The organism is Arthrobacter sp. Soc17.1.1.1, from assembly GCF_036867195.1.
GTDB lineage: Bacteria > Actinomycetota > Actinomycetes > Actinomycetales > Micrococcaceae > Arthrobacter_D.
The window spans coordinates 1-12,380 of sequence record NZ_JBAJII010000002.1 but is presented as its reverse complement, the minus strand read 5'-3'; the positions used below and the strand labels follow the sequence as shown (position 1 = coordinate 12,380).

Here is a 12,380-nt window from a genome sequence, read left to right as displayed (position 1 = left end):
GAAGAGTCATCATGAGCAAGAACCAGAACATCAACAACCAGCATCATCACGCGGCCGAACAGGAATCAACGCACGGCCAGGCCATGCCCGACCAGCACGCCCACTCGGCGATCTCCACTCAGGAACATCCCGATCAACATCCTGACTCCAGCCATCACGCGGGCCACAAGGGTCACGGGGCGGGTCATGGCATGGATGAGGATCATCAGGTCCATTCCCACGGGGAGCATGCCGGGCACTCGACCGCGATGTTCAAGAACCGCTTCTGGATCAACCTGATCCTCGCGGTTCCCGTGGTCGCCTTCAGCCACATGTTCACCATGCTCCTCGGGTACATACCGCCGGAGTTCCCGGGCTCCACCCTGATCGCCCCGATCCTCGGCACGGTCATTTTCGTCTACGGTGGCGCCCCGTTCCTGAAGGGAGGGCTGACGGAGCTGAAGTCCCGGCAGCCCGGCATGATGCTGCTGATCGCGATGGCCATCAGCGTCGCGTTCATCGCCTCCTGGATCACGACCCTCGGCATCGGCGGGTTCGACCTGGACTTCTGGTGGGAGCTCGCCCTCCTAGTCGTCATCATGCTCCTGGGCCACTGGATGGAGATGCGGGCCCTCGGTTCCGCCGCCGGGGCCCTGGACGCCCTGGCAGCCCTGCTGCCCGACGAGGCCGACAAGGTCACCGCCTCCGGTGTCGAAACCGTGCCCGTCAGCGCCTTGGTGGTTGGCGATGTCGTACTCGTGCGCTCCGGCGCTCGGGTTCCCGCCGACGGGCAAATCATCGACGGGATGGCCGAGTTCGACGAGTCGATGATCACCGGCGAGTCCCGAACCGTTTCCCGCACGATCGGGGAGACCGTCGTCGCCGGCACGGTAGCGGTCGATAACGCGGTCCGCGTGCGGGTGAACGCCGTCGGGTCGGAGACGACCCTGGCCGGGATCCAGCGGCTGGTCGCCGAGGCGCAGGCCTCCTCCTCGAGGGCGCAAGCTCTCGCGGACCGGGCCGCTGCCCTGCTGTTCTACTTCGCCCTCGGCGCCGGGATCCTGACCTTCATCGCGTGGATGCTCCTGGGCAGCCCGGATGACGCGGTGGTCCGGACGGTCACGGTGCTGGTCATCGCCTGCCCGCACGCGCTCGGCTTGGCGATCCCCCTGGTGATCGCGATCTCCACCGAGCGTGCCGCGAAGGCCGGGGTGCTGATCAAGAACCGCATCGCCCTGGAACGCATGCGCACCATCGACGTTGTCCTGTTCGATAAGACCGGGACCCTCACCGAGGGCCAGCACGCCGTCACCGCGACCACCACCATCACCGGCGTCGCAGAGGCCGAGCTCCTGGCCCTGGCGGGGGCCGCGGAGGCCGACAGCGAGCACCCGGTCGCCCGGGCCATCGTCACCGCCGCACGATCCAACCCGGATGCTGCAGACCTTGGTTACACGGGTACGGGTTTCGCGTCCATGACCGGGCGCGGTGTCCGCGCCACCGTCCACGGCCATGATGTCGCCGTGGGCGGACCGAACATGCTCAAGGAACTGGGACTCACTACCCCTGCAGACATTGATGGAACGGTGCAGGAATGGGTGGGCCGTGGCGCGTCCGTGCTGCACGTCATCCGCGACGGTGCCGTGATCGGTGCAGTCCGGCTCGAGGACAAGGTGCGGGAAGAATCCCGGGCCGCGGTGAAGGCCCTGCAGGCCCGTGGGGTGAAGGTCGCGATGATCACCGGGGACGCACGCCAGGTCGCTGATACCGTCGGCGCGGAACTGGGCATCGACGAAGTGTTCGCCGACGTCCTGCCGCAGGACAAGGACTCCAAGGTCACCGAACTGCAATCCCGCGGATTGAAGGTCGCGATGGTCGGCGACGGCGTGAACGACGCCCCAGCCCTCGCCCGGGCCGAGGTCGGCATCGCGATCGGCGCGGGAACGGACGTGGCGATGGAATCCGCCGGCGTCGTCCTCGCCGGGAACGACCCCAGGGCTGTGCTGGCGCTGATCGACCTGTCCAGGGCGAGTTACCGCAAGATGATTCAGAACCTGATCTGGGCCACCGGGTACAACGTGCTGGCCGTCCCCCTGGCCGCAGGCGTCCTGGCGTTCGCCGGCATCCTGCTCTCCCCCGCCGCCGGCGCGGTCCTCATGAGTGTCTCCACGATCGTCGTCGCTTTGAACGCGCAACTGCTTCGCCGGATCGACCTCGACCCGGAACGGATCAGCACCCACTGAAATCACCGCCGCCTGTGGGTGTTTTACCGGAGCACCGAACCTGCTCGACGATCTGTTCCTTGATCAGGTTCGGTGCTCGCAGCGGCACCTGGTTACGCTGGATGCCAAGACACGAGGGCAGAACCTACTGGCGACGAGTGGTCATCCCGACATCGCCGGAAACGTCGGGAAGCCGCATGAGGCGCAGCAACGACAGCAATGGCAACAAGGGAAGCGGAAGGACGGTGGAAGCAGTGAGAACGGGAATCAGCGCCGGAACGCGTCCTTTTGCACTGCTCCGCACACCCCCGACCTCCCTGTTTTCTGCTCTGCTCTCATTCGTCGGTCTGGCCGCTGTGCTCATCGGGATCCTCGCCATGCACGTATGGATGGGAGGACATGGGGCCACAACTCACCACAGCGGTGGCACCCCGACGTTGAACAACACGACGGTGAGCTCCACCGACATCCATCCTGCCTCCGCAACAGTGCCCTCAGCAGTGTCGTCCAGCCACACCCACGCTGATTCCGCGACGCAGTTGCTGCCCGCACTGACCCAGCTGGCCGGTGATCACAGCGATCAGGGAGTGCTTGCAGGGTGCGGTGAGGGCTGCGCGAACGAGATGGCATTGGGTATGTGTGTGCTGGCCATGGTCCTGGTCGGTATCGCCTGGCTCCTCACTCCGACCGGACGGGCCCTTACGTCCTCGCTGTTCCGGCGCGGACCACCCGTGGCGTACTGGGCATCCCGACCAGCTCCCACACCTTCACTGACTCAACTCTGCATCAGTCGCACGTAGAATCCGCGGCCTGCACTCCGGCATGACCGGTGGCAGGGCCAGCTCTCTCGTATGCCCGCGTGCCCTCGACGTCTCGACGTTGATTGACGGCGTAGCCGGCGCTGCCTTACCCCTTGGCCCTGTTCGGGCAGGGGTGAGCGACTGACAGCACACCACTTTTTCGAGCTTTGAAGGATCTGACCATCATGAAGCGTTACCTTTCCCTTGCCGCCCTGAGCCTCGCGATAGCCTTCGCCCTCTCCGCCTGCGGCACCGACTCCGGCACCACTAGTGTCACCAGCTCAGAGGCTGCTGCTCCTGCCTCGAGCGCCGCTGCTGAAACGTCCCCGTCCGCCGACGCGTCTGCAAGCACCAGTGCTGATGCCGTGTCTGAGGAGCACAACGACGCGGATGTCATGTTCGCGCAGATGATGATTCCCCACCACGAGCAGGCCGTGGAGATGAGCGACATGATGCTCGCCAAGGACGGCATCAGCCCCGAAATTACGGACCTCGCGACGAAGATCAAGGACGCCCAGGGCCCCGAGATCGAGACCATGACCGGTTGGCTGGAAGCCTGGGGTGAGCCCATGCAGCCCGAAGGCGGTATGGAAAGCCACTCCATGGGCGACATGGGATCTGACTCCGATTCCATGGAGGGGATGATGAGCGAGGAGCAGATGTCCGACCTCGAATCTGCCGAAGGCACTGAGGCGTCCCGCATGTTCCTGGAGTCGATGACAGCCCACCACGAGGGCGCGATCGGCATGGCTCAGACCGAGATCGACAACGGTGAGAACCCCGAAGCGATCGAGCTGGCCGAAACCATCGTCGCCACCCAGCAGTCCGAAATCGACGAGATGAACGAGCTGCTCGCGGGCCTCTGACCGCAGGCCAGCAACACCACGCAATCCACCCTTTGATCCGGTCCCTCAAGGACCGGGTCCGAGGGATGTGATTGCCCTCTGACAGGTGCCGGTGTGGGGGCCCCGTTCCCTCCACACCGGCACCGTTTCGACCACTCCCCCGATTCCTCGGTTCACCGGTCAGCTACTGCGACCGTTCCTGTATCGACTGTCTTTTCGACGCTTCCTGTAAGGACTGCCTGTTGTCTTCGTCTCTGTACCGCATCGCACGCCTTGGCTCGATCACCGCCCTCGCCGTGCTGCTCAGCGCCTGCACCACCCCCGCCTCGACCTCCCAGGACACACCAGCGGGTACACCAGCGGAGTCCGCGTCAGCGGCGGACTACCCGTCCGGGCATATCCACGGCATGAGCGTGGATCCCGGTACCAACCGCATCCTGCTAGCCACACACGACGGCCTCTTCGACGTCACCCAGTCCCCCGCCCAGCAGGTCGGCCCCACGATCGACCTCATGGGCTTCACCACCACCAGCGATGGAACCCTTTACGCCTCAGGACATCCAGGACCTGGCACTGACCTCCCCGACCCCGTCGGTCTGATCACGAGCACCGACGACGGCCGCACCTGGGAGCCCGTGTCCCGCCAAGGCGAAACAGACTTCCACGCCCTCGCTGCGACCAGTGACGGATTGATCGGCCATGAAGGCAGGATCATCACCAGCCCAGACGGTCATCACTGGACCGTCGCAGCAGACAATGTCCCCGCCTACAACCTGGCCGGAGCCAGCAGCGGGACCGTGCTCGCTACCACCGAAGAAGGCCTCTACCGGTCCGAGGACAGCGGAGCGACCTGGAAAACCGTGCCGGACACACCCCTGCTGATTTTTACGACCTTCGCCGGCGACACTGCCATCGGTGTCACCCCCGACGGGACAGTTCACGCCAGCTCAGATGCCGGCCTTACCTGGGAACAGCGCGGTGCTGTCGAAGGAGAACCGGCGGCCATCGCCGCAGCGCACACCAACGACGAAACACACCGCATCTGGGTCGCGACCGCCGAAGGAATCGAAGTCTCCAGTGACAACGGAGCGACCTTCCAGCCCCTTGGCTTCCAGCGATGAAGGCCTCAGCTGGGACGTCGGCAACCACTTCTGATCATCCAAACCGCTGCTCGCTCTAGATCAAAATCCTCGAGCTTCCTACCATGAGCGGCACGCGACACATACGGAGGTCTTATGGGTAGTGCAATTCACATACCGCGTCAGGATGCGCATGAGCGGATCCGCTAAAGGACACCATCTGAACCATCTGCCCCAGCAACGTGGGATGGGGCCGGTTCCGCGGTGGCGTAAAGGGCGTTGAGTTGGCGGTAGAGGATTCGGGCGATGTAGCGCTTGAGGGATCTGCGGATCTCGCGGTAGCTCCGCCCTTCTTGGGTGCGTTTGGCGACGTAGTCCCGAGTTCCGGGATCGTGGACCATCCGGGTCATGGTGATGGTATGCAAGGCACGGTTGAGGCGCCTATCCCCGCCCCGGTTGAGCCTGTGTCGGACAGTGTTACCGCTTGAAGCCGGCAAGGGATTCACTCCTGCCAGTGAGGCGAAGGCAGCTTCGCTGCGAACCCTTCCTGGATGCGACCAGGCTGTCAGGACGGTGGCGACAGTGACAGCACCGGCGCCCACCATCTCCAACAGCGGCGCCGCTGGGCTTTGCTGGATCAGTTCGGTCATGCGCCTCTGGTTTGCAGTCAGCTGAGTAGTCACTTCAAGAACGCGGCGCGCCAACCGGACTGCTTCCTCACGCGCGATCAGCAACTCGATTGGCTCGTCTCGTTCCCGCCATCTGGTGATTGTGGCGATCTGGGCGGCAACCAGCGGTTTACGAGCGTCGATTCCCAGGTCGTGTGCCCGGAGTAAGGCGATGAGTGCGTTGACGTTTACTGTTCGTTCGCGTGTCAACTGATCCCGAGCCGCGCTCAGGATCCTAAGCCCGGCACGGGTTCCTTCATCCCGGCGCGGGGCGCGGAGCTGGGACTCCTCCAAGCTGAGGACTGCGGTTCCGATGGCGGTGGCGTCCAGCGGATCGGATTTACCGATCCCCCGGCGCCCTCGGGCGTTCATCCTTGGAGCTTCGGCGACGTCGTAGCCGGCGTCGGCTACTGCCCTGGCCAGGCGTGCACCATAAGAGCCGATACCCTCAACGGCCCATAGACAGGACATATCCCCGCCTGTCCGTCGGCCTACCCAGGCAAGCGCGCGCGAAAGCCCTGCCGACGTGGTCGGGAACTGCTCGCACGCGACCCGTTGCTTAGTGCTGGCCTCAATGATGGCGTACGTGTGGGTGCGGGCGTGGCAGTCCACGCCGATGACGAATGGGCGGGTCTGCGCAACGATAGTCAATGCGGCCACCCTCCTTCCTTTCGAGCGGGCAAGACTGGTCGCATCGCGACCGGCACTGACCTGGGAGGAGTCACGTCGAGGCAATACTGTGATGAGCCACAGCCGCAGGGGCCGGGCAGGCTTCTAATCAAGCCACCGTCGTGGGACAGGTCAACGCCGGCCGCTCCACCCAGCGCGGACAAGTCGGGGGAAATGCACCCTGGCGGGGCAATTGTTTTTTCGAGTCACGCGCCAGGCAGAACGACCGGCATCAACACTGCCAGCTAGTCCCAGACCAGCCACCGTCAAGACTCACAGTTGTTTTTTGCCTGCCGGCGAGCTCGCTCGCTCGTCCCCGACGGAGCACTGTCAACCCGAAGGGCAGGGCCTGCTATGAAACCTCGAAGGAAATAAGCGACGCAGGAGCGCCGTAGAGGTTTATGGCCGGCCCCGTCGCGTCAGCGATTGACGGTGTGGAGCGGGGGCGCATAATCCGAAGGACAGCAGCAGAAAACATCAGGGTCGGGTGCGACGAAGGAGCGCCCGGGCCTTGTCAGGCCGGAGCGAAGCGCAGGACCGTTTCCCTGGTTGGAGCGCCAGCGGAGACCAGGGAAGCACTACAGGTGACACACCCGCGGCCGCCGGCCCCGCATCGTTTGTCCCTGGGCCGCAGCGGCAGCCAGGAACGTGCTCACCGTAGGGTGAGCTGCATGCGTGACCTCGCCAATCTCTTCGTACAGCTCGCCCTCATCGTCGGCATCCTGTTGATCGCCATGCTGGTCTTCGATCTGAACCTGGGAGGGGTGCTGGCTGGTTGCGGTGCGGGGCTGGGCATCGCCGTCACTCAGTACGTGAGGGCCCGGAAGGCTAAGCGGGCGACCGTTCACGGTGGCGGCCGCCGGCTACTGGAGGGTTAAAAGGTGGAAGCGGGAGGCTGCACCACCAGCTCCCGCTTCCGTACTGCTTTTCTTGCATTCCCCTGCATCGAGGAAATCTATGGGGCCCGATTCTTCTCTTCCTCGAGAGTCCGTCGGCCTGGCCGGAGGGCTCCCGGTGCTACCGGTTCCCACTTCCTGCCGTTGTTGTGCTTGCGCTGCAGGCGCTTCACCTCACGCATCACAGCTGCTTCGATCAAGTCTGTCACAGACCGGTACCCCTCTGCCTGTCCTGCGGCGAGGAACGCAGCTCGCACCTGGTCGGCGTCGTCCTGCGCGAAGTACGGGGTGAAAGACGCCGGTTTGCTCTTGCTCACCTACTGCTCCTCGTCATCGAAGGCTCCCGCCGGCGGTGGCTTGGTGTCACCGCGCAGCTGTTCGAGGTCAGCCCTGCTGTAAGTCTGAATAAGGTCTTTCCACTCTGCTGGCGGCTGGAACTTGTGCAGCGGGCAAAGGGTGATCTGCTCATCCGCGACATGGGCCCAGAGCTTGGGTGTTCCGTTCCCGGTAGTGGTCAGTGGGGATGTCCGATCGCACTCGGCGCATTCCGCGACGCGTCCGCTCGTTGGCGAGTCCATGAGCATCCTTCCAGTGTGTCAGCGCACCGCCTAGGTTTCGTGCCGTCCGCCTGCGTGCTGGAGTGCCGCGCAGCGGCTTTAGATGATGTTGCCGTTAGGCCAGTCGTAGAGCCGGGCGAGGCGGACGATGGACGTCGGTATACCGTCTTCGGTGAACTCGAACCCTGAGTGTTCGTGGCTTCCGCCGGCATGGGCGATCGCGGCGAGCACGAGGGCCAGCACGTCACGGTCCAGGCCCGGGATGACGTCGCCGAGGTCGACCAGCGCTCCCCCGTCGCCGAGGGAAGCGACCAGCAGCATGAACCGGCGTTCGCCACCGGAAAGCCCTCCAAGGTTCTCCTCGATCGCCTCGAAATCGACATAGGGCCAGCGGCTGCCCATCCCGATCCAGGGCTGCCCCGGCTTGGCGAATCGGCCATCATGAGCCCGGATCAGCAATTCCGTTGCTGCCTCGATCGTGTAGGTGCCTTTCGCCCACGACCTCAGCCCGCAGTGATGCTCGTTCGTGAGCGCTTGCGTCTCGGGGGTGCTGGTCATGGGTTTCTCTCTCCTACTAGGCGCCCTACAGGGCAGGTCACTGTGATTAGCGTGATGCGTTGGTGGCCAGCGTAGGGCCGGCCACCGACGATTGTCCCGCAATGCTGTGCAAAGCTGCGGGCTAGAACGGCGGCTCGCTCTCCGGCCCGTTGCCCCACCCACCGGCGCCGCCGGCAGGAGCCGCTGCGGGGGCTCCCCATGGATCTTCCGCGGGTTGCTGCTGCCATGTGTTGCCGGGCTGCGCTCCTCCCTGGAACCCTCCCCCGCCCTGGGCGTTACCTCCACCGGCGCCGCCGGATCCGCTGCGCTGGACGCGGGTGACTTTCGCCGAGGCGTAGCGCAGGCTCGGCCCGACCTCGTCGACCTCGAGTTCCATGACGGTGCGCTTCTCGCCTTCCTTGGTGTCGTAGCTGCGGGACTTCAACCGGCCATGGGCGATGACACGGGTTCCCTTGGTCAGAGTCTCGGCGACATTCTCTGCCGATTCGCGCCAGACGTTGCAGCGCAGGAACAGGGTTTCCCCGTCCTTCCAGTCGTTGGACTGCCGGTCGAAGGTGCGCGGGGTGGACGCGATGGTGAAGTTCGCGACCGCTGACCCGCTGGGGGTGAAGCGGAGTTCGGGATCCGCGGTGAGGTTCCCGATGACGGTGATGATCGTTTCTCCTGCCATGATGCTCAACTGCCTTTCGTATGGGGTGCTGGTGTTGTCATTGAATGAGTGAATGAGTATTTGAGTAGATGAGTGAGGGCGTCTGGCGCAGCTGGGCTACTTGCCGTCGAGGGCGATGACCTGGTTGATCTTGGTGGGGTTCAGGCCGGACCAGTGGTCCTCGCTGCCGTCCTTTTCGTAGACCACGACGGGTGCCTGGCTGTAGCCGAGCTCGTCGGTGATGTAGGCCAGGGCCTGGTCGTTGGTGGTGATGTCCACGGTGTTGAACTGGACGCCGGCGGCGTCGAACAGTTCCTTCGTCTTCTTACATCCGAAGCACCCGGTGGGCTTCTCGAAGATGGTGATGGTCATGGCGCTCAGTCCTTGGTTACGTGTGGGTTTTAGTGAGAGTCGACTGCTGTGCTGCTGGTACTAATTCTACCGTTTATTCATCTGAAAAACAGCAGTTTTACAGCATAAATCGAGCTAACTTTGGTCCTGGTTTTCGTCCGCTGGGCCGATGGTTTCCAGCTGGGACCAGCTCTCGTGCGGTTCTCCGGCTGCTTCGTGGAAGTGCCGGTGGTCGCGCAGCTCGGGGTGGGCTTCGATGTAGCGGCGGACGTCGTCGGCGCATATGTCGGCCTTGTCGTAGACGGGCTGGATCCAGTCGTTCTCTTTGGGATTCTCCTGCAGCCAGGCGAGCATTGCGTCTTCGTCGACGGCAATTCGGACGTAGTCGGCCTGGGTGATAGTCCGGTTCATGGAGAACAGCATTTCGGGCATCAGTGCGTGCCTGCTTTCGGGCTAGTGGGATGAGGCCGGTGAGGTCGAGGGCCGGGGCCGCACCCGGCCCGCTGGGGCGGGGTGCGGCCTTCGTCAGCGAGTCCTAGCAGCGGTGGATGCATCCGTAGGGCTTGGTGAACTCGTCGTCCAGCTCCTCGGCCGTGGCGGGCAGGTGGGCCGGCCCGTCTGCCTGTCCGTGCTTCCAGTACCAGAAGACCTCTGCGGTGATCGCCTTGTGGCAGGCGTCCTCGGCGCGGTACCAGTGCGTGTAGGTGTCGCCCTCGATGTAGGTCCCGTACCCGTACAGGGTGCCGGTCTCGTCTCGGTGGGTGGCGGTGGCGAAGAAGACGTAGGGCCAGGACCCGGCGTCCCATCCATCGGTACCCCACGCGCCCATGACCTTCCACGGGCTGCCGGTGAGGGTATCGAGCCAGTCGTACCCGTCCCCGGTGCGATCGTCCACCGGCAGGACCGGGGCGGTGATGATTTCCTCGGTGTCCTTCGTGGTGGTGCTGACCAGAACTGCGGTATCAGTGTTCATAGAGTTCACGGTGTTGCTCCTTATCGATGCAGGTGGTGGGGTCGGAGGCCTTGGTGACCAGCAGTGGCCCCTCTCCCCCGTTGTGTTTTGCCTGCTGGCGAGCTCGCTCGCTCGTCCCCGACGGAGCAGTGCTCAACGCCGCAGGTGCGAGGGTGCGCCGATCCTGGGAGGAAATAAGCGACGCAGGAGCGCCGGACAGGATCGGTGTGCCCGATGCCGGCGGAGCCGGTTGACGCTGTGGAGCGGGGGCGCACAATCCGAAGGACAGCAGCAAAAAACGTCGTGGACAGATCAGGGTCGGGTGCGACGAAGGAGTGCCCGAGCCCAATCAGGCCGGAGCGAAGCGAAGGACCGTTACCCTGCTCGGAGCCCTGGCGGAGAGCAGGGAAGCACTACAGGTGAAACAACCCGCGGCCGCCGGCCAAGAACCCCCGCAACGACGAAGGGCCGACACCTATCGGTTCCGGCCCTTTAGTCGAACACTCAAATACTCAAATACTCATCGGCCCCGTCCACGCGCGGTGACCGTGAGCGGGGCGGTAGTGGGGATTGCCGCGGCGAATGGCAAATTCCTTCGTGTTTCGCGTCCCTCAGATGGTGCCGTGCCGCTGGCTTCATATTCCGTGCTCGTGTCACAGAGGAAGCTCGACGGGGCCTATGCGGCGTCTTGTTGGGCAGGGTAATCAGGACGAACTGCGTGTCTCGGAACTGGTAGGCGGTGAGATCGATGTCGCTACGTCTTCGATCAGGGTCGTGAGGGTAGTTTCTTCGGCCAAGCCGAGGATGCGCGCCGATACCCTGCCTTGCCGGTCCAGGATCAAGGTTGTGGGTACGGCTTGGGGAGGGACGTACTGGGTGAGATTCAGCAAAATGCCTCCGTCCCGGTCATCGAAGCTCGGGTACGTGACTTCGAAGTTCCGTTCGAATGCCTCGGCTGTAGCTTTCTCATCGCGTACGTTGACGCCGTAGAAGCGCACTCCTTGGTCTTTGAATTGCTCGTGGACAGTGTTCAGTGTGGGGGCTTCGGTGCGGCAGGGTGCGCAGGCTGCGTACCAGAAGTTCAAAACCACGACCTCACCTGCCCAGTCGTCTTGACTGATGAGTGTTCCATCGAAGAGCGTGCCCTCCAGACTGACCGGGTCGCCTCGGTTCTCGGGTGAGTATTCGGCAACGGACCCGTCGCCGGCGATGTAGTTCTTGTTGTCTCCTGCTTCGGCTTGTTGAGCCAGGGAATCTGTTGCGGTGCAGCCGGTGAGGGCGAGCGACGCGGCGACGAGCAATACGCCGAACCGATGACTCATTCGGGAGGGAGTCGGGTTGGGTCGGGGTGTGTCATACATGGGAAGCTCCTTCGCGCTCATCCGTGATCGCAAATCCGCCCGACCCGGTGTCCTGTGGCTGTGGCTGTGTTGCGGTGGCTGAGGATGGCCGGTGAGAAGTGATCATGGACAAAGGTCGTTCGGCAGAGATCAGTCGATGAAGACGTGGATGAACCGGAAGAACACGGACGCGGCGACGGCGAGGTAGGTGATGACGATGATGGGTCCTACCCAGTCAGCGACCCACCGGGTCACAGGGGTGGGTGCGGGGATGACTCCGTGAACCATGTTGCGGACGGTGGTGAGGATGACCAGAGGGATCATCGCTGCCCAGACGATCATGCAGTAGAGGCAGAGGATGTAGATGTCGAACAGGGCCTGGCTCCAGAGCCAGGTCGCGAAGACAGCGCCGAGTGTGACGCCTATCTGGAGGCCGGCCCAGTACCAGTGGGCGAACCGGGCGCCGGCGAGCAGAGCCATGCCGGTGGTGATGATGATCGTGAAGCCGACGAGCCCGATGAAGGGGTTGGGGAAGCCGAAGAGCTCGGATTGCCAGGTTTCCATGACCTGACCGCAGGACACCCATGGGTTGATGTCGCAGCTGGTGACGTGGTCCGGGTTCCGGTAGAGCTCGAGCTTCTCGAGGATGAGGATTCCGGCTGCAACCCAACCGATGATCCCTGTGATGAGCAGGGTCAGGCCGAACGGCCGGGCAGTTGTGAACCTTGGGATGGTGAGCGAGCTACCACCGCGGTCAGGGGTTGCGCCACGGGCGTTGCTGTCCATGTCGTTGCCCATGTCGCCGGAACCGGTGA

General features: G+C 63.9%; 14 protein-coding genes. 4 read left to right on the top strand and 10 right to left on the bottom strand.

Features of this window, described 5'->3' with window-relative positions:
• Positions 1-11 precede the first annotated feature (11 nt).
• From V6S67_RS17710 to V6S67_RS17700, 3 genes are all read left to right on the top strand, one after another.
• Complete coding sequence (locus V6S67_RS17710; protein WP_442884897.1) at positions 12-2,222, top strand: heavy metal translocating P-type ATPase; 2,211 nt, start codon at positions 12-14, stop codon at positions 2,220-2,222.
• 964 nt (positions 2,223-3,186) lie between these two features.
• Complete coding sequence (locus V6S67_RS17705) at positions 3,187-3,867, top strand: DUF305 domain-containing protein (protein WP_334211650.1); 681 nt, start codon at positions 3,187-3,189, stop codon at positions 3,865-3,867.
• Between the two features lie 275 nt (positions 3,868-4,142).
• Positions 4,143-4,967: a F510_1955 family glycosylhydrolase gene (locus tag V6S67_RS17700; RefSeq protein ID WP_442884911.1), complete on the top strand. Its 825-nt coding sequence runs from the start codon at positions 4,143-4,145 to the stop codon at positions 4,965-4,967.
• A 164-nt stretch (positions 4,968-5,131) separates the two neighbouring features.
• On the opposite strand, the gene V6S67_RS17695 is transcribed toward V6S67_RS17700, so the two are convergent.
• Positions 5,132-6,244 (bottom strand): IS110 family transposase, encoded by a 1,113-nt coding sequence (locus V6S67_RS17695; RefSeq protein WP_334211812.1) that lies wholly within the window; start codon positions 6,242-6,244, stop codon positions 5,132-5,134.
• 689 nt (positions 6,245-6,933) lie between these two features.
• On the opposite strand from V6S67_RS17695, the gene V6S67_RS17690 reads away from it, so the two are divergent.
• A complete protein-coding gene (locus tag V6S67_RS17690; protein ID WP_334211648.1) occupies positions 6,934-7,140 on the top strand; it encodes a hypothetical protein in 207 nt (68 codons plus the stop codon).
• Positions 7,141-7,217: 77 nt separating this feature from the next.
• On the opposite strand, the gene V6S67_RS17685 is transcribed toward V6S67_RS17690, so the two are convergent.
• The 9 genes from V6S67_RS17685 to V6S67_RS17645 all read right to left on the bottom strand — a co-directional run bounded on the left by V6S67_RS17685 (position 7,218) and on the right by V6S67_RS17645 (position 12,363).
• Positions 7,218-7,475 (bottom strand): ParB family protein, encoded by a 258-nt coding sequence (locus tag V6S67_RS17685; RefSeq protein ID WP_334211647.1) that lies wholly within the window; start codon positions 7,473-7,475, stop codon positions 7,218-7,220.
• A complete protein-coding gene (locus V6S67_RS17680) occupies positions 7,476-7,736 on the bottom strand; it encodes a hypothetical protein (RefSeq protein WP_334211646.1) in 261 nt (86 codons plus the stop codon).
• Between the two features lie 78 nt (positions 7,737-7,814).
• Entirely contained in the window at positions 7,815-8,273 is a 459-nt protein-coding gene (locus V6S67_RS17675; protein ID WP_334211645.1) for a hypothetical protein, read from the bottom strand.
• Positions 8,274-8,394: 121 nt separating this feature from the next.
• On the bottom strand, positions 8,395-8,943 hold the full coding sequence (locus tag V6S67_RS17670; protein ID WP_334211644.1) for a single-stranded DNA-binding protein: 549 nt from the start codon (positions 8,941-8,943) through the stop codon (positions 8,395-8,397).
• Between the two features lie 96 nt (positions 8,944-9,039).
• Positions 9,040-9,294 carry a glutaredoxin family protein gene (locus tag V6S67_RS17665; RefSeq protein WP_334211643.1) on the bottom strand — a complete coding sequence of 85 codons (255 nt, stop codon included), beginning with the start codon at positions 9,292-9,294 and terminating at the stop codon, positions 9,040-9,042.
• 114 nt (positions 9,295-9,408) lie between these two features.
• The gene (locus V6S67_RS17660; RefSeq protein WP_334211642.1) at positions 9,409-9,705 is read right to left on the bottom strand and encodes a hypothetical protein; all 297 of its coding nucleotides are present in this window, start codon (positions 9,703-9,705) and stop codon (positions 9,409-9,411) included.
• A 103-nt stretch (positions 9,706-9,808) separates the two neighbouring features.
• Positions 9,809-10,246, bottom strand: coding sequence for a hypothetical protein (locus V6S67_RS17655; RefSeq protein WP_334211641.1), 438 nt, complete (start codon positions 10,244-10,246; stop codon positions 9,809-9,811).
• Between the two features lie 683 nt (positions 10,247-10,929).
• On the bottom strand, positions 10,930-11,586 hold the full coding sequence (locus V6S67_RS17650) for a TlpA family protein disulfide reductase (RefSeq protein ID WP_442884895.1): 657 nt from the start codon (positions 11,584-11,586) through the stop codon (positions 10,930-10,932).
• A gap of 129 nt (positions 11,587-11,715) precedes the next feature.
• The gene (locus tag V6S67_RS17645) at positions 11,716-12,363 is read right to left on the bottom strand and encodes a vitamin K epoxide reductase family protein (RefSeq protein WP_442884909.1); all 648 of its coding nucleotides are present in this window, start codon (positions 12,361-12,363) and stop codon (positions 11,716-11,718) included.
• Positions 12,364-12,380 lie beyond the last annotated feature (17 nt).